The sequence below is a fragment of the Mycoplasmatota bacterium genome, assembly GCA_018394295.1.
GTDB lineage: Bacteria > Bacillota_I > Bacilli_A > Haloplasmatales > Haloplasmataceae > JAENYC01.
In genome coordinates this window covers 2,546,366-2,563,574 of record CP074573.1, presented here as the reverse complement: position 1 = coordinate 2,563,574, position 17,209 = coordinate 2,546,366, and the positions used below count along the sequence as shown (strand labels likewise).

Genomic DNA, 17,209 nt, shown 5'->3' with positions numbered 1-17,209 from the left:
AGTAATAGTTATATACTAAGTTTTATTAAATTATAAATTAGGAATTGAGAGATAGAATCTGTATAAAATAAGAATTGAAGATATTATCATATTAGAAGTTAATTAATCATATTATTAAAGAGGTGATGATTAATGAAAACTAACGTTAAAAAATGGTTTATTGTAGGGACAATATTTATTATTTTGTTTGGTAGTTTACTACATTTTGTGTATGAATGGTCAGGTAATAATCCTTTGGTTGGTATTTTTGGTGCAGTAAATGAAAGTACCTGGGAGCATCTTAAGCTATTGTTTTGGCCAGCATTACTATTTTCTATTGTTGAATACATTTTCTTAGATAAAGATTATAATAACTATATTACTGCGAAGGCTGTTTCATTTTATCTAGGTATATTTCTAATAATATCTTTGTTTTATACATATACAGGAATAATTGGGGAAAACTGTCTTTTTATGGATATCGCAATATTTATAATAAGTGTTATTATTAGTCAGTATATTGGATATAAAATAATGACTTCTGATAAAGATGTTAGTAAACAAGTGAACATTATTTCATTGATTGCGATTGTAATTTTAATTTTCGCTTTTGTTATTTTCACATTTGATCCACCGAAGATACCTCTTTTTAAAGATCCAATTACTGGTAAATATGGTATACAGTAAATCAATTTTACAATTCACAGGTATGTATTTTTCAATTGAGAATTTATAAATCAATGTCTAAAAATAATAGTTATATAAAAAAGCACTGAAAATATCAGTGCTTTTGTGTTATACTAGTATATATGGATAAAAATTAATTGGTGACGTTGAATGAGTTAAGTAATATATTAAACTTATTAAGTTTTTAGGGTGATTCAATGAAATATAAATATGTGGTAATTATGTGAGAAGGAGAGGATTTAAATGTTTGATCTTGACAGTTGTGTATGTTTTATCACCAATAAAGTATCTAAAAAATTAGCTGATACACTAAATAAAAGATTAATAATGGCTGGGTCTACTAGGGCTCAATGGTTAGTTATGTATAATTTAGAAAAATACCAAAAACTAAGTCAGACAGAGCTTGCTGATAAGTTGGACTTAAAAACTTCTACTGTTGCTAGACTTTTAGACAGAATGGAAAAAGATGAAATAATTCAAAGAATAAAAGGAAATACAGATAGAAGGGTTACATATATTATACTAACTGATAAAGGCAAAAAAAGAGTTGAAGATTTACTTCCTGTAGTTCAAGAAATGAGTATTTTATTTTCACAAGGAATAAGTGATGAAGAATTTGAAATTTTTAATAAAGTTTTAAATAAATTATGTAAAAATGGAGAAATTGGATAAAATATAATAACGATAATAAGCTCAAAAGGGCTTTTTTTTTTAGCAATAATTATTATTAAAATAGTTGATTAGCATGCAAATGTTTGCTATACTAATGATTGTAATACTAACTATTAATATTTGAGGAGTGATTTATATGCCAATGGAGACATTTAAAGCAGTTGTAAAGAAAAAAGAAGGGATTCAAGTAGAGACTTCTGCAAGAGGATTTAAAATTATACTTGATGAGCCAGAGAGTTTAGGTGGAACAAACACAGGGATGAATCCTGTTGAAGCATTATTATGTAGCTTAGGTGCTTGTCAAACGATTGTGGCTGGTGCTTTTGCAGGACAATTTGGTATTAATTTAGAAGAGTTCTGGGTTGAACTTGAAGGAGACTTAGATACTGATGGATTCCTAGGATTAAATGACCAAGTAAGAAAAGGATTCCAAAAGATAAGATTTAATATGCATATCAAGAGTGATGCATCAGAAGAAAAAGTACAAGAATTTGTTGAATTCATTGAAAAAACATGTCCTGTTGGAGATAGTTTAGAAAATGGAGTTCAATTTGATAAAGCGAAAGTAACAATTGAAAAGTAATAATATTTCCATTAGAAAAAACTAGTTAATTGTAACTAGTTTTTTCTTTAATAAATAAATTTTAATAAACAATTGATAAAAATTATAGATTAATGGAGGTTTAAAATGCTAGTAGAAGTAAAGAGTACTAAGCTAGGGACTGTAGGTAAAATAAATGTAAATGTTAGTGATGAAGTACAAACTGGTGATGAATTATTATCCATAGAAACTAAAAAAGGAAATGCGGTTATTAAGGCAAGTCGTTCAGGAATTATTGAATCGATAGAAGTTTCAGAAGGTGCTAGTGTAAAAATGAATGATATACTAGTTAAGATTAATGTAGCTGATGAAGAAAATGAGACAAATAAGAATGAAGATGTAAAACAAGTAGAAAAAATGGATTGTGATATAACAATCATTGGTGGTGGACCTGGTGGTTATGTGGCTGCTTTAAAAGCTGCTAAAATGGGTGCTAAAGTTGTCCTTGTTGAAAAAGAATCTTTAGGTGGAACCTGTTTGAACTGGGGATGTATCCCAACTAAAGCTTTGGTACGCTCAGCTGAAGTATATAACGATATTAAAAAGGCTTCTGATTTTGGACTTAGTGTTAAAGATATTAGTGTGGATATGCCTAAAGTATTAGAGAGAAAGAATAATGTAGTTAGTAAGCTTGTTGGTGGAATAGCTTATCTAATGGAAAAAAATAATGTAAAAGTAATCAGTGGTGCTGGGAAATTTATCGATAAGAATACAGTTGAAGTTGAGACAAAGACAAAAAAAATACAAGTAAGTAGTAAAAATATAATTATTGCGACTGGTTCAGCACCAGCTCTTCTTCCAATACCTGGTGCTGATTCTAAAAACATATTAACAAGTAAAGAAATTTTGGAAATGAAAAAACTACCTGAGAAATTAGCAATCATTGGTGGTGGTGTAATAGGAATGGAATTTGCTTGTATATATGCATCCTTTGGTGTTGATGTATCTGTAGTAGAATATATGGATAATATCCTACAAGTTCTTGATGATGATGTTATTCGGGAAATGACATCTGCAGCGAAACGAAAAGGAATCAAACTATATACTTCATCTAAGGTAGAGGAAATAATAGATACAGAGGATAATAAATCAATTGTAAGATTTACATCAGATGGAAAACAAAAATATATATCAGTAGATACAGTGTTGATGTCTGTTGGTAGAAAACCATATTTTGATAACTTGGATGTAGAAAAAGTTGGAATTGAACTAAATGATCGTAAAAGAGGAATTAAAGTAAATTCAAGAATGCAGACAAATATTGAACATATTTATGCTATTGGTGATGTAACGAATAAAATACAACTAGCCCATGTAGCATCCCATCAAGGAATCATTGCGGTTGAAAATATTATGGGTGAAGATAAAGAGATGGATTATCTAGCAGTACCAAGTGCTATATTTACTCATCCAGAAATTGCGGCAGTTGGTTTAAGTGAAAAAGAAGCAATTAAAAATAAATTAGCTATTGAGGTAGGTAAGTTTCCTTTTTCAGCAAATGGAAAAGCACTAGCAATGGGTGATGACAGAGGATTCATTAAAATAATAAAAGATAAAGAAACTAAGAAGATAATAGGAGCTAGCATTGTAGGTATTAACGCTGCTGATTTAATCTCAACGCTTACAGTGGCAATGAGAAATGGTGTGACAACAGAACAATTAACAGAAACAATATTTGCACATCCTACAACTGCAGAAGTAATCCATGAAGGTGCTCTATCTGTTGAAGGAGGAGCTCTCCATTTTGCAGAATAAAAAAATCTTAAAAGTCATTAAATCAATAACACATAACCCCTGGTATAATTTAGCTCTTGAAGAAGAACTGTTTAATCAAATAAAAGATAATGAAATCATTCTTTATTTATGGCAAAACGAAAATACTGTTGTGATTGGAAGAAATCAAAATCCTTGGAGAGAATGTCGCTTGAATGATTTAGAAAAAGATGGTGGAAAATTAGCGAGAAGACTCTCAGGAGGAGGAGCAGTTTTTCACGATTTAGGGAACTTAAATTTCACCTTTATCATGAAAGATAAATTATATGATATTAATAAACAACTACAAATTATAATAGATGCTGTGAATAAACTAGGAATAGAAGCTAAGTTTTCTGGAAGAAATGATATTTTAGTAAATGGTAAAAAGTTTTCTGGGAATGCATTTTATTATGATGAAGATAGATGTTATCATCATGGGACACTTTTAGTAGCTGCAGATATGATGAAATTAGCTAAATATCTAAAAGTTAGTAAAGAAAAAATAAAATCTAAGGGAATTAAATCTGTTGAAGCTAGGGTAGCTAATCTCCAAGAAATAAACCCTCAAGTAACTATAGAGAGATTAGGTGATGCTTTAGTAGAAAGTTTCATGGAGACTTATAATGAAGATATTAGTAGTTATATAATAAAAGATGAAAATATCAATGAATTAAAAAATATCTATGACAAGTATGCTTCATGGAAATGGAGATATGGTGATACACCTAATTTTGAAATAGAATTTTATAACAGGTTTAATTTTGGAGATATTGAACTTAAACTTAATCTAAAAGATGGTTATATAGAAGAAGTTGTCGTTTATTCTGATGCGATGGATTCGAAACTTATATTAGATATTCAAAAATCATTAAAAAGTATTCGATTTACAAAAGATGATATAATAACTAAATTAGATACTTTGAAAGAAACATATAATAAGGAAATTATTAAAAGTATTCAAACTTGGATAAATGATAGGAATTTTTAGTGAAACATTTATTAGAAGATAATTAATAAATAGGAGTTAAATGTTTAGAGCATTTAACTCCTATTTTTAAGATAATTTCAATAAGTTTAACATGAAAATTTAAAAAGGAAATAATAGCCAATAATGTCTTAGCATGTTATAATATACCATAGAATTCATTATTGTTGGTTTACACAAGTTATAGAATTAAATAAAAAAAATAAGTGGGGGTAAAAATCACGATATATTTTAGTAATTTCTTTTTTGGTTAAAGCAAAAAATTATATTAAAAAAGAATCTTTTAGAGGAGTATTTATGTGGGATAATATTGTGGAAATTTTCAGAAAAAATAGAGAACTAATTAAAAAAAATCTTATGATTTATTCATATTTTTTAACGTTAATGATAGCCTTTCTAGTTTACTTTTTAGGAGGTACATCTAAGGTTTACACTAATTTAATGTATATACCTATTGCGATTATTGCTACAAGCAATGGGAAAAAATATGCTGTTATCAATGCAGTAATAAGTGGAATTATATTAGGACCTATAATGCCTTTAGATGTTAAATCAAATACTATGCAGGCGCCAATGAACTGGATTATTAGATTGATTATATATATAATAATAGCGTTTGTTATGGGGTATATAGCTGATCATTATAAAAAGGAGTACGAAAAGAATATTGAAGAAGAAAAAGAATTAGCTGAAGTACAAAGAGCTACGATTTTTGCTTTAGTTAAGTTATCTGAGGCTCGTGATGAATATACAGGGCTTCATGTTGAACGAGTTGCAGTGCTCTGTAAATATCTCACCAGTGAGTTGCGTAAGATACCTAAATACAAAGATTATATTGATGATGAGTATATTGAAAATATCTATAAAGCAAGTCCTTTACATGATATTGGAAAAATTAATATGCCAGATAGAATTTTACTTAAACCAGGAAAACTTACCCCAGAGGAGTTTGAGGTCATAAAAACTCATACAAGAATTGGAGCGAATACATTATTAGAGTTTAAAAAAGCATATCCTCATAATAAGATTTTAGAATTTGCAATTTCAATTGCCTGTTATCATCATGAGAAATGGGATGGAACTGGGTATACCCATGGATTAGCTGGAGAAGATATTCCATTGTCAGCAAGAGTAATGGCAATAATCGATGTATATGATGCTTTAAGATCAAAAAGGGTTTATAAAGAAGCATATTCTCATGAAAAAAGTATTGAAATAATAAAGCAAGGGAAGGGAACTCATTTTGACCCAATAATTATTGATACTTTACTTCAAAGTGAAATCGAGTTTAAAAAGATATATGATAGAATAACAGAAAAAAAAGTTGTAATTGATTCAGTATTTTATAATACATTTAGTAGAGAATAATTAATTTATTAAATAAGGAGGGACAAAAGATGGCAGTATTAGATGTAAATTATTATTCTAATTCACTTATGAGACAAGTGACGTATAAAGCAATAATTCCAACAGAAGGAATGAAATCAAATGGAAATAAATCTTTTAAAACTTTATATTTGTTGCATGGAGTCATGGGTGATTACACAAATTGGATAACTAGAACAAGAGTTGGTCAATTAGCAGCTCAACATGGAGTGGCAGTGATTATGCCTTCTGGAGATAACAGTTTTTATGTTGATCAAGAGAATTCAACTAATAATTATGGTGATTTTATAGGAAGAGAACTAGTTGAAGAAACAAGGAAATTATTTCCATTATCTACTAAGAGAGAAGATACATTTATTGCAGGTCTTTCAATGGGAGGATATGGTGCTATTAGAAATGGTCTAAAATATCAAGAGACATTTGGTTCTATAGCTGGTTTATCATCAGCCATTATTATGGATCAAGTAGTAGCATCCACTGATGAAAATGAATGGATATTTAAAAAGAGAAGTTATTACAAAACCATCTTTGGTGATCTATCTAAGTTAAAGGGTAGTGATAAAGATTTAGAAGCACTTATTAAGAATATAAAAGAAAAAAATCAAATCATGCCTAGAATTTATCTTGCTTGTGGTACAGAAGACTATTTAATTGAAAATAATCGTAATTATAGAGACTTCTTAATTAAAGAGAATGTTGAACATACTTATGTAGAGAGTAGTGGTATTCATGATTGGAAATTTTGGGATGAATATATAGAAAAAGTTCTGATTTGGTTACTAAATAATTAGGTAGTTTGATTTTAATTATTATAAAGAAAATGACACTGTTTTTTCAGTGTCATTTTTGTTTATAAATATTAAATTTATCTTTTATTAGCTGGTTCAATATTGATTTTTTTACCTTTTATAAGATTATTTTTCATAATCATTAAAACTTCTTTAGCATAATCTTTCGGTACTTCAACAAAGGTATATTTATCGTAGATATCAATCGTTCCGATTAAATTACCTGTTAATCCAGTATTACTAGCGATATTACCTACAATGTCTCTAGGACCTACATGGTTATGTCGTCCAATATTAATAAACAATCTAACCATTCCTGGAGCAGCACCAGTGTCTCCATAATCATCTTGTAAGTTTACTTTTTCTTTTTCATTACCTTCTGTAGCCATTTTAATGAGTGCAGCTGCAACTTCTAAAGAACTAAAATCCTCTTCAATTAGTTTCTCAGCCCAACGAAGATATTCCGTTAGATGTCCTTGTTCTAATGTCTTTTTTACTTTATCTAAAAATGATGTCATCCTGATTTCTTTCACATCATTAATAGTAGGTGCATGGTGAAATTTTATTTTTGTGTTCGTATATCGCTGAATATCACGAAGTTTATAGATATCTTTACCAACTACAAAGGAAAATGCACGCCCTGTTCTTCCGGCGCGTCCTGTTCTTCCGATACGATGTACATAATATTCCTCATCTTGTGGAATATCATAGTTAAATACAGCTTCAATATCATCTACGTCTATCCCTCTTGCAGCAACATCAGTAGCAACAAGAATATCAATGGTACCCTTTCTAAACTTAGACATAACCCGATCACGCTGATTTTGTTTTAAATCTCCATGAAGTCCATCTGCCAAATAGCCTCTTGTTTGAAGGGTGTCTACTAATGTGTCAACTTGCCTTTTTGTATTACAGAAAACTAGTGATAATTTTGGATTATACATATCAATTAAACGACATAAGGTTTCTGTTTTATTCTTTTGTTTCATTTCAAAATAAATTTGTTCAATATTTGGAACGGTTAATACTTTGTGGACTACTTTAACAGTTACAGGATTCTTAAGGTATTTACGAGTCAAATCTAGGATAACTTTGGACATGGTTGCTGAAAATAGAACCGTTTGTCTATCTTTAGGTGCTTTATTAATAATAAATTCAATATCTTCTCTGAATCCCATATCAAGCATTTCATCTGCTTCATCTAAAACAAACATTTTTACTTGGTCCATTTTTAAGGTCTTACGGTTCATGTGATCCATAACTCTTCCTGGAGTACCAATAATTATTTGTACACCTTTTTTAAGTGCACGAATCTGTCTATCAATATGTTGTCCCCCGTAAATTGGAAGTATCTCAATTCCTCTTTTATATTTAGATAGTCTCTTTAATTCTTCTGCAACCTGAATGGCAAGTTCTCTAGTGGGACATAGAATGAGTGCTTGTAGTTTTTTACTCTCTATATCAATTTTCTCTAAAATTGGAATTCCAAACGCAGCAGTTTTACCTGTTCCAGTTTGAGATTGTCCAATAACATCTTTTCCATTTAGTAAATGTGGGATGGCTTGGGATTGAATCGGAGATGCTTCTTCAAACCCCATATTTGCGACTGCTTTTTTGATTTCTTTTGATAAATTTAATTCTTCAAATTTAAGTTTCTTCATTATAAATATTTTGTCCTTTCAATCTTGTATAAATATAGTATTTAACAAATCTGTAATTTATATCAGAATGATTATATCATGACTAACAACTATATGCTATTTTTATTTGATATTATTTATAAATTAAAATTATTATATAGTATCATTTTAAAAAATACTTCAAATGAATAATCCAATATTTAGTAGATATAAAAAGAAAAGAAACTTCTTTATTAATGGAAGTTTCTTAGAAAATTATTTATTACCGTTTAAGACACTGATTAATTTATTTGTTGATATTAACTTAATTCCTTTATCTAATAATTTTTTATTCCATGTCTCGATTAATTGAGCAGCTTTTTCGCTAAAACTACTATGAGCATCTGAAACTAGTGTTACATCATAACCTAATTTCAAGGCATCAGTACAAGTTACTTTTACACATCCATGGGTTGTTAATCCTACCACAAATAACTTATTGATATTCTTTTTAACAAGTAATTTATTTAAAATAGTGTCATTAAAAGCACTAGCATTTGATTTTAAAATGATTGGTTCATGTTCTAAGGGTTTTAACTCTGGATGCAAATTCCATCCATCACAACCTTCTTTTAATATACCTTTATTAGAATGTTGAATAAATATAATTGGGAGTTGATTGGTTCTAGCAATATCAATTAGATGATTAATGTAACAAAGGAGTTCTTTTTCTTTGTATACAGGTGTTTTCTGATAGAATAATCCTTTTTGTACATCAACCACTAATAACCCCATATTCTTAATAGTTTCGTTCATAATAACTCCCTCCTTCTTGTTATAATAATTCAATAGGAATATAAATCTCACTTTCTGACTGTTCATTATTCGGTCCTAGGTAATTTTGTCCATAATATTCAAACTCAAATGAAAATGGTAATTTGTAACTAGATTTAGGAAGCCATGTTTGAAAAATATATTTATATGTTAGACCTACATTACGTGATAAACCTTTGTGTGTAAACTTTAAATATTTCGCTTTTGGAATGATTTTACCATTTAACATAGGAGTCAGTGATTCAAGATGATTCGTTTCAATCCCACACATGACAAAAAAACCATCTAGTTCATATTTTTCTGACCAATAATGCAATTCATAAAATTTCTCTGGTTTTTTAATGTCTTTAATGTCAGGTAATTCATCATCTAGTTTTGACCACAAACAAGTAATAATATTTGTTGAACCTTTAACTAACGTTGATAGACCGACTAAATATATTTTATCTAGTTCTACAATATCAGGTTCAATATCTTTTATTTTATCCATATGATTAATATCATCAATTGTTATCTTTGATAAGGAAGATATACGCTTGTGACAATCATTTTTTCTGAGTTTATTGGGATTAAATCCAAAAACGCGTTTAAATGCTCGACTAAAAGTTTCATAATCATTAAATTGATAATCAAATGCAATATCTGTTAATCTAATTTTTGTATTAATAATATCTTTAGCTCCTTCTGATAATCTCCTCTTAAGCAAATATTCTTTTGGAGAATGCCCAGTTACTGCTTGAAATAATCTACTGAAGTGATATAATGAATAACCGATTTCTGAAGATATACTCAATACATTAATATCATCCTTTATATGATTTTCAATAAAATTAATCGCTTTAAGTATATTAGCTCTATTATTCACTGTTATCCCCTCCTCATAAAACGGTTAAATAAACACGATATATCTATTATTTTATCAGTTATTCTAATCCAAGTCCATCTTCTGGTAGCCATTTAGGCCAGTTTTTGGCCCAATCTGGTAATTTTGGTGATTGAAGGCGATCACAACTAGGAAAATAAGCTTTTATATCTAAAATAGGTGTATTGTCAAGGGCATCAATTTGTGGAATTTCAATGATTCCATTATTAAAATCAATAGTTAATATTTTTACTATTGAGAGTGCTATTGGATTTGGTCTAATAGGTGAACGTGAAGCAAACACACCTAGTTTAGGTGCTTGGTAAGGAGGTTCTGTTTGAGTGATTTTTCTGTACTTAACATCATCTAATTTATTAAACCACCATATCACGTGTGCATGACTAAATTTTTCTAATTCTTTTAAAGCAGGTAAATATTCTTTGTTGATTTCTAAAAAGATTTTATTCTCCTTTCTTCTGATATACCCAATTGGATAAATCATATAGTTTTCTTTTTCCATAAAATTTCACTCCTTAATAATTGATGATTTTATTGTAGCGAATATTATTAATAATTACTTGATAATATTTGCTATAATTTATAGTTTGTATATAAAATAAGAATTGATATTATAAAATATTTAAACTATTGATAGAATATTTAAATTATGTTACTATAAAAAAAGACTAGAAAGGAGGGATAGAATATGAAAATAAAGATAAAGAGGTTGGTTAACTCTTAATAGGAGAAGAAAATGAAAGTAAAAAAAGTGAATAAAATTGAAGATAAATATTTAAATCTCATAAAATTAATTGATAGTGGAGAATATCGATTAGCTTCAATGGGGGAAAATTATGAAGGACTTTCAAGATGGATTGCTACTTATATTTTTGAAACAAAGACAAATGAAGGAATATTAACCGCAATGATTTTTAATGATAATTTACGGTTTCAAGTTGCATTCGAGAAAGATCTTGATGAAACAGACGTTCAAACAATTTATGACATGATTAAAGATATTATGAATAAAGAAAAAAAGAAAACAAGTATCTGGGTTTATAATGAAAATCATAATTTAGTGAAAACTTTGATGAGTAAATTTAATTTACATAGAAAAAATGTTTATATGAGTCGTGAAATAATGTATTTTAAGGAACCAACAAATATTGATATAACACCATTAAAAACTATTTTTTACAAGAAAGAGATATTAGATGATGTTTTAGAATTGTTAGAAGATTCTTTTGTTGATATCGCTGAAAAAAATGAATTTATCAATCATCGGGAGTATTATCATTATAAATTCTCTAATCTAAATAAATCAAGATTTACTGGTTTTCTCTTAAATGATAAACTAATTGGGATGTATTTTCATCATGATGGTGAAATAGAGTATGTGGCGGTTAGTTCTTCACTACAATCTAAAGGTTATGGAAAACTGATTATACATCATGCACTTAATGCAATTAAAGAAGATAGTAATAATATCCCATATTTATATTGTGTTGATGAAAATTCTAAAGCTTTACAATTCTATTTAAGGGAAGGGTTTGAAGTAGTCGCTCACGCTGCAAGATTATAATAAATGTAAAATAGATATTTAAAAAGAGTAATATCAGATGATGTTACTCTTTTTGTAGAAATAATTAGATAATTGACTGACGTTGTTAATTAAAGTATAATAATTAATAAGATTTTATAACTATATAGTCTTAATTAAGGAGGAGAAGATAAATGAAAAAGGAAATATCGATACTTTCAATAATAATTATTGTATTATCAGGAATCGCATCGTCAATTGGTGTATTTTCAAATTATAGTAATGAGAATCTTAATTTTATATCATTGTATGGTGATACCATCACTCTATATGGTAAAGGTATCTATCACCATGATTCTGTTTCACTTGCATTACAAGCAGTTGCTCAAGATCTTGTTACATTGGTGGTTGGTTTGCCTTTATTAATCATTTCACTTTATTTATTTAGAAAGAACTTAATCAAAGGAAAACTATTGTTAACAGGAACGTTAGGATACTTTTTATATACTTATACCTCTTATACTTTCTATAGTATGTATAATCAATTATTTTTACTCAATGTCACATTAATGTCACTTTGTTTTTTCACTTTTACCCTTACATTTATGACAATTGATGTATCAAAAATAAAAAATTCTTTTAAGGATACCTTCCCTATTAAACTTGTTAGTAGTTTCGTACTAGTAATTGGGGGCTTTATTGGATTAATGTGGTTAGGAATGATTATTAACCCTTTAATTGATGGAACTTATCCAAAAGAGTTAGAGCACTATACGACATTAGTTATTCAAGGGATGGATCTTGGTTTTGTTGTACCAACATCAATTTTAGCGGGAGTTTTATTATTAAAGAAAAAGCCCTTTGGCTATGTCTTAGCACCCCTTATTATCATAAAAGGGGTATCAATGTTAACGGCAATGACTGCAATGGTAATAAATATGACATTAAGTGGTGAGGTTGTTAGTATTGCTTTTATGGTATTGGTACCTATTTTTGATTTATTTTCATTTTATATCTTATATCTTGTTTTAAATAATATTATTGAAAAACCTTCCTTGAATAATTAATAAGAAACAAGTGATATGAATATTAATAGGTAATTTTGTTTAATATAGTAAAAACCTCTTTTCATCAAAGAAAAGAGGTTTTTAATTAACTACATATTATAATTCGTTTTAAGGTATTCATAGACTTCTTCTGTATTTCCTTTAAACAAAATGTCTTTGGTTGTTGTTTTGATTTGATATTCATACATTGGATCATAATATTCTTTAAGTAAAATATCTAACCAATTACTGTGAACATTGGGGTTATCGGTATTCATCTGATGTTGATTAGCAGATTCAAATGCTTCCATGACATATTTATGACGTTCTCCCCCAAGTCTTTTCTTAATTTTATTAATGCTTGTCAAAATATAATTAGACCACTCTGAAAGTCCTTTTTCTTCTCCAAAGCAATTAATATACTGCATTTGTGACTCTATGACATATTCATTTAGAGTATTTTGAAGTCTGGTTTCATAAGGAACATCTAATAAAACTAAATCACCTTTTTTGAAATATTCAGTTAAAAGTTTGGGAATAAAACATCTACCAACATTTCCACCTTCATCTTCAAGAAGCATATATTGAAATCCCTTATGTTTATGTTGAATTAATGCATATGCTAGGTTATTTTCAAAGTTGATTTGTGTCGGTTGGGGGGTGATATATTTTCCAAATGATGAACCTCTATGGTTAGCAATCCCTTCAAGGTCAATGAAGTTATCAAATTGCTTTAATAAAGATGTTTTACCAGAACCCGTATTACCACCTAGTAAGATAGGCTTACTTTTTTGTTCCTCAGGGTTAAGGGCATTCATCAAATAATTCCTAAATGCTTTGTATCCCCCTTCTATAAAAGGGATATCTTTACCGATTGTTTCTTTTATCCATGATTGAGTTATTCTTGAACGTTGTCCTCCTCTAAAACAATAAAGGATGGCGTTAGGGTATTGATTAATTTGGGTTACCCAAGCATCAATTCTATTCTGTCGTATTGTATTTGAAACAAGTTGATGTCCTAATTTTATGGCTTCTTCTTGACCTTTTTCCTTATAACAAATACCCACTAAGTGTCTTTCTTCATCAGTCATAAGGGGGAGATTAATGGAATTAATAAATGCTCCCTTACTAAATTCAATTGGGGCACGTACATCAATTAGTGGGTTTTCTTCAACTACTATTTTTTTAAAGTCATCTGTTGTATCCATTTAAAACACATCCATTTATATTACTTTAATTAATTTATCGCTTAGTTTACGAGTGAACCCAATTGACTCTAGAGATAATCCTGAATTTTTTGTTATATCTAAAAATTCTGAAACATTTTCTTTTTTAACGATGACAAGTAAGCCACCTGATGTTTGTGCATCACATAAGATGTATTTTTGTTCATCAGTCATTTCCTCTATGGTATGTCCATAACTTTTAATATTATTTCTAGTGCCACCTGATACACAGTCCATATTAAGGTACTTAACAGTATTTGGTAATAGTGGAACTTTATCATATTGAATGGTCGCTGATACACCACTACCACTACAAATTTCTCCTAAGTGTCCTAAAAGGCCAAATCCAGTAACATCTGTTAAAGCGACAACTCCCTCTAATTGAGAAATCTCAGCCCCTATTTTATTTAACGTGCACATTGCCTCAATCGCAACATCGATATGTCCAGGTTCTATTTTTTTTCTTTTTTGTGCAGTGGTTAAGATCCCAATTCCAAGTGGTTTCGTTAAAAATATCTCGCAGTCTGTTGTTGCTTGATTATTTTGTTTTAAGCGTTTATTCTCTACAAGTCCTGTAACGGCAAGACCAAAGATAGGTTCTGGTGAATCAATTGAATGACCACCAGCTAGTGGGATTCCAGCACTATCACATACTGAGCGGCCACCATCAACAACTAATCTAGCAACCTCTGGGGATAATGTTTTTACTGGCCAGCCTAAAATAGAGATAGCCATTAGAGGTTTGCCTCCCATGGCATAAATATCACTAAGCGCATTGGTTGCAGCGATTTTACCAAATGTGAAAGGATCATCAACAATTGGCATAAAAAAATCAGTAGTACTTAAAACTGAAGTTCCATTACCTAAATCATAGGCAGCTGCATCATCATTACTACTATTACCTACAAGTAATTGTGGATAATTAATTGTGTCTCTTGTTGTTTTTAATATAGTTTCAAGGGTAGCTGGTGAAATTTTACATCCACAACCAGCACCATGACTATATTCTGTTAATTTAATGTTTTTCATCATATCACCTTTTTTATTCTATTTATGATATATATTATATCACGAACAAGTACTAAAATACATATCTCTACTAATCAAGCAATAGGAAAAATTAAGTTATAGTTAAATGTTATTGTTAAAATAATAAAATACGATATAATGAAAATAGTGATATATGGTAAATGTTTGAAATATTATATCACGATTATATAATTTAATTCAAAAATATTGATTATATATATTAATATTGGAGAACAGAAAAAAAATTAAGTGAGGAGATTTTAAAATGGTTAAACATATTGTCATGTGGAAATTAAAAGATAATTATAAGGGTCAATCTAAATTAGAAATTGCAAAAGAAATAAAAAAAAGATTAGAAGGTTTAAAAGAGGTAATCAATGAAGTTAAAACAATTGAAGTAGGGATAAATCAAGTGGATGATGAACAAGCCTATGATCTTGTGTTATACACAGTATTTAACAAAGAAGAAGATTTAAAAATATATCAAAATCATCCTGCTCATCTTAAAGTAGTGGATTATATACGTCAAGTAAATGAACAAAGAGTTGTTGTAGATTATACAGTTGATACTAAATTAGCGCAAACAACTCATAAATAACTCACTTATAGAATAACTTAATCATCATTGTATATACAATTACTTATAAAAGTGTTATAATTATTTAATAAATACTTATAAAGGGTCTGTTTAAATGAATGCAATCATTAAAAAATTTCATGGATTCTATGCAAAATATATGCATAGTAACCTTAATCAATCAACATTAAATAATTTTGAAGATGAAAATAATTTAGTTATTTTAAATAGAATTAAATTATTATCGAAAATTAATATTATTTTCTCTTTTTACTATGTGTACGGGAATTTAAAGTTGTTTGAAGATATTAGTGATAAAGGGTTTATATGGACAAACATTATTATTGAAGCAATCGGTGTTGTTGTTTCAATTATTTATCTATTATTATACAATAATTATTTTCGTAATGATGTTCATGTTAATAAAAGGTTAGTATCGTTTGTTTTATGGGTATTTCCAATTTTGTTTTTAGGATTGGGTACTGCTTTTGGTTTAAATAGTCAACGCATAACAGGTAGTATTGATAGTTATATTATCTTTGTGATGATTACCGCATTTATTTTTACGATTAAACCGCTTTATATTATTATTGTATTAATAATTTATCAACTAATTTTTCTATTTGGATTATCACAGATGAATCAGCCAGTATATATAAGTGTAACAAATAAAATATATACATCAGGTTTTGTTTTATTTGCTATATTAATAAATGTATCACAGTATAAATTAAACATTAATCAGTTTAATAATAACGCTAAGTTACAAGTTAGTGAACAGAATTTCCGTAAGTTATTTGACATTAATCCCTATCCATTATTTATTGTTCGCCATTTTGATGGATTAGTAATTGAATCAAATAAAAACGCAATTAACTATTTTGAAATAAATCCAGAAAATATGAATGATTTAAAAATTGATGATATCTTTATTTATCCTAAAGAGCAAGAAATAATGGAAAAGTTAAAACAACAGGGGCATGCTTATAACCATGTTGTTGAGATAAAGGTGGATAAAGTTTATAAATGGGTTGTAGCCAATTATGAATTAATTGATTACCATGGGGATAAATGTCTACTGATTGGGGCTACTGATATAACAGAAATGAAGAAATTAGAAAAGGAATTATTAAAATACGCAACAACCGATATGTTAACAGGAACACTCAATAGAAGAAGTGGAATTAAATATTTACAAGAAATGATAAAAAAAGCAGAAACAAACCAGCTACCTTTTGTCGTTTGTTATATCGATATTAATTGTTTAAAACAAGTCAATGATAAATATGGTCACTCAGAAGGTGATTATTATATCATTAAAGTTTGTTCAATCATTCAAGACAATTTAGATGAATCGGATGTACTATTTAGAATGGGTGGAGATGAATTTCTCATTGTTTTTCCTAACAAACATGAAAATGAAGCTGAACTATTTTGGCAGAAAGTATTATCAGAATTAAATTCATTTAAAGAAAAGCCATATGCATTAACCGCTAGTCATGGTTTGTTTGAATACATACCAGGAAGTAATATTTCACTAGAAGAAATTGTTAATTACTCTGATTTTCAAATGTATAAAGAAAAATCAAATTATAAAGAGCAATAATATAAAAGGAGAGTTTA

At 28.6% G+C, this 17,209-nt stretch carries 17 protein-coding genes; 11 read left to right on the top strand and 6 right to left on the bottom strand.

Annotated elements, in window-relative coordinates:
• The first annotated feature begins 132 nt into the window (after window positions 1–132).
• The 7 genes from KHQ81_11935 (at window position 133) to KHQ81_11905 (ending at window position 6,856) form a co-directional block, all read left to right on the top strand.
• Window positions 133–666, top strand: coding sequence for a hypothetical protein (locus tag KHQ81_11935; GenBank protein QVK17553.1), 534 nt, complete (start codon window positions 133–135; stop codon window positions 664–666).
• A 243-nt stretch (window positions 667–909) separates the two neighbouring features.
• Window positions 910–1,338 (top strand): MarR family transcriptional regulator, encoded by a 429-nt coding sequence (locus KHQ81_11930; protein ID QVK17552.1) that lies wholly within the window; start codon window positions 910–912, stop codon window positions 1,336–1,338.
• A 136-nt stretch (window positions 1,339–1,474) separates the two neighbouring features.
• Window positions 1,475–1,921 carry an OsmC family protein gene (locus tag KHQ81_11925; GenBank protein ID QVK17551.1) on the top strand — a complete coding sequence of 149 codons (447 nt, stop codon included), beginning with the start codon at window positions 1,475–1,477 and terminating at the stop codon, window positions 1,919–1,921.
• 105 nt (window positions 1,922–2,026) lie between these two features.
• A complete protein-coding gene (gene lpdA, locus KHQ81_11920; protein ID QVK17550.1) occupies window positions 2,027–3,694 on the top strand; it encodes a dihydrolipoyl dehydrogenase in 1,668 nt (555 codons plus the stop codon).
• A complete protein-coding gene (locus KHQ81_11915) occupies window positions 3,645–4,682 on the top strand; it encodes a lipoate--protein ligase (protein QVK17549.1) in 1,038 nt (345 codons plus the stop codon). Before lpdA ends, KHQ81_11915 begins: the two co-directional genes overlap by 50 nt.
• 294 nt (window positions 4,683–4,976) lie before the next feature.
• Entirely contained in the window at window positions 4,977–6,047 is a 1,071-nt protein-coding gene (locus tag KHQ81_11910; protein ID QVK17548.1) for an HD domain-containing protein, read from the top strand.
• Between the two features lie 29 nt (window positions 6,048–6,076).
• Window positions 6,077–6,856, top strand: a complete 780-nt coding sequence (locus KHQ81_11905) for an acetylesterase (protein QVK17547.1) — start codon at window positions 6,077–6,079, stop codon at window positions 6,854–6,856.
• 74 nt (window positions 6,857–6,930) lie between these two features.
• Here KHQ81_11905 and KHQ81_11900 read toward each other — a convergent pair whose 3' ends face one another.
• The 4 genes from KHQ81_11900 to tsaA form a co-directional block, all read right to left on the bottom strand.
• Window positions 6,931–8,514, bottom strand: a complete 1,584-nt coding sequence (locus KHQ81_11900; protein ID QVK17546.1) for a DEAD/DEAH box helicase — start codon at window positions 8,512–8,514, stop codon at window positions 6,931–6,933.
• 234 nt (window positions 8,515–8,748) lie between these two features.
• Window positions 8,749–9,288: an isochorismatase family protein gene (locus tag KHQ81_11895; protein ID QVK17545.1), complete on the bottom strand. Its 540-nt coding sequence runs from the start codon at window positions 9,286–9,288 to the stop codon at window positions 8,749–8,751.
• Window positions 9,289–9,307: 19 nt separating this feature from the next.
• Window positions 9,308–10,171, bottom strand: a complete 864-nt coding sequence (locus KHQ81_11890) for an AraC family transcriptional regulator (protein QVK17544.1) — start codon at window positions 10,169–10,171, stop codon at window positions 9,308–9,310.
• Between the two features lie 58 nt (window positions 10,172–10,229).
• Entirely contained in the window at window positions 10,230–10,688 is a 459-nt protein-coding gene (gene tsaA / locus KHQ81_11885) for a tRNA (N6-threonylcarbamoyladenosine(37)-N6)-methyltransferase TrmO (GenBank protein QVK17543.1), read from the bottom strand.
• Window positions 10,689–10,922: 234 nt separating this feature from the next.
• Here tsaA and KHQ81_11880 point away from each other — a divergent pair, with 234 nt between their 5' ends.
• Window positions 10,923–11,750: a GNAT family N-acetyltransferase gene (locus KHQ81_11880; GenBank protein ID QVK17542.1), complete on the top strand. Its 828-nt coding sequence runs from the start codon at window positions 10,923–10,925 to the stop codon at window positions 11,748–11,750.
• A gap of 152 nt (window positions 11,751–11,902) precedes the next feature.
• Window positions 11,903–12,775 carry a hypothetical protein gene (locus KHQ81_11875; GenBank protein QVK17541.1) on the top strand — a complete coding sequence of 291 codons (873 nt, stop codon included), beginning with the start codon at window positions 11,903–11,905 and terminating at the stop codon, window positions 12,773–12,775.
• An 89-nt stretch (window positions 12,776–12,864) separates the two neighbouring features.
• On the opposite strand, the gene mnmH is transcribed toward KHQ81_11875, so the two are convergent.
• Together mnmH and selD are read right to left on the bottom strand one after the other, a co-directional pair.
• Window positions 12,865–13,962 carry a tRNA 2-selenouridine(34) synthase MnmH gene (gene mnmH / locus KHQ81_11870; protein ID QVK17540.1) on the bottom strand — a complete coding sequence of 366 codons (1,098 nt, stop codon included), beginning with the start codon at window positions 13,960–13,962 and terminating at the stop codon, window positions 12,865–12,867.
• 15 nt (window positions 13,963–13,977) lie between these two features.
• Entirely contained in the window at window positions 13,978–15,009 is a 1,032-nt protein-coding gene (gene selD / locus KHQ81_11865) for a selenide, water dikinase SelD (GenBank protein QVK17539.1), read from the bottom strand.
• A gap of 265 nt (window positions 15,010–15,274) precedes the next feature.
• Between selD and KHQ81_11860 the strand changes: the two genes are divergently transcribed.
• On the top strand, window positions 15,275–15,607 hold the full coding sequence (locus KHQ81_11860; protein ID QVK17538.1) for a Dabb family protein: 333 nt from the start codon (window positions 15,275–15,277) through the stop codon (window positions 15,605–15,607).
• 94 nt (window positions 15,608–15,701) lie between these two features.
• On the top strand, window positions 15,702–17,192 hold the full coding sequence (locus KHQ81_11855; GenBank protein ID QVK17537.1) for a diguanylate cyclase: 1,491 nt from the start codon (window positions 15,702–15,704) through the stop codon (window positions 17,190–17,192).
• The last annotated feature ends 17 nt before the right edge of the window (window positions 17,193–17,209 follow it).

Excerpts from the sequence above, each read along its gene's own strand:
- tsaA (QVK17543.1), bottom strand. The coding sequence starts at position 10,688 with ATGGAAAAAGAAAACTATATGATTTATCCAATTGGGTATATCAGAAGA.
- KHQ81_11915 (QVK17549.1), top strand. The coding sequence starts at position 3,645 with ATGAAGGTGCTCTATCTGTTGAAGGAGGAGCTCTCCATTTTGCAGAAT.
- KHQ81_11880 (QVK17542.1), top strand. The coding sequence starts at position 10,923 with ATGAAAGTAAAAAAAGTGAATAAAATTGAAGATAAATATTTAAATCTC.
- lpdA (QVK17550.1), top strand. The coding sequence starts at position 2,027 with ATGCTAGTAGAAGTAAAGAGTACTAAGCTAGGGACTGTAGGTAAAATA.
- KHQ81_11935 (QVK17553.1), top strand. The coding sequence starts at position 133 with ATGAAAACTAACGTTAAAAAATGGTTTATTGTAGGGACAATATTTATT.
- KHQ81_11860 (QVK17538.1), top strand. The coding sequence starts at position 15,275 with ATGGTTAAACATATTGTCATGTGGAAATTAAAAGATAATTATAAGGGT.
- KHQ81_11910 (QVK17548.1), top strand. The coding sequence starts at position 4,977 with ATGTGGGATAATATTGTGGAAATTTTCAGAAAAAATAGAGAACTAATT.
- KHQ81_11875 (QVK17541.1), top strand. The coding sequence starts at position 11,903 with ATGAAAAAGGAAATATCGATACTTTCAATAATAATTATTGTATTATCA.
- selD (QVK17539.1), bottom strand. The coding sequence starts at position 15,009 with ATGAAAAACATTAAATTAACAGAATATAGTCATGGTGCTGGTTGTGGA.
- KHQ81_11905 (QVK17547.1), top strand. The coding sequence starts at position 6,077 with ATGGCAGTATTAGATGTAAATTATTATTCTAATTCACTTATGAGACAA.
- KHQ81_11930 (QVK17552.1), top strand. The coding sequence starts at position 910 with ATGTTTGATCTTGACAGTTGTGTATGTTTTATCACCAATAAAGTATCT.
- KHQ81_11855 (QVK17537.1), top strand. The coding sequence starts at position 15,702 with ATGAATGCAATCATTAAAAAATTTCATGGATTCTATGCAAAATATATG.
- KHQ81_11895 (QVK17545.1), bottom strand. The coding sequence starts at position 9,288 with ATGAACGAAACTATTAAGAATATGGGGTTATTAGTGGTTGATGTACAA.
- KHQ81_11900 (QVK17546.1), bottom strand. The coding sequence starts at position 8,514 with ATGAAGAAACTTAAATTTGAAGAATTAAATTTATCAAAAGAAATCAAA.
- mnmH (QVK17540.1), bottom strand. The coding sequence starts at position 13,962 with ATGGATACAACAGATGACTTTAAAAAAATAGTAGTTGAAGAAAACCCA.
- KHQ81_11925 (QVK17551.1), top strand. The coding sequence starts at position 1,475 with ATGCCAATGGAGACATTTAAAGCAGTTGTAAAGAAAAAAGAAGGGATT.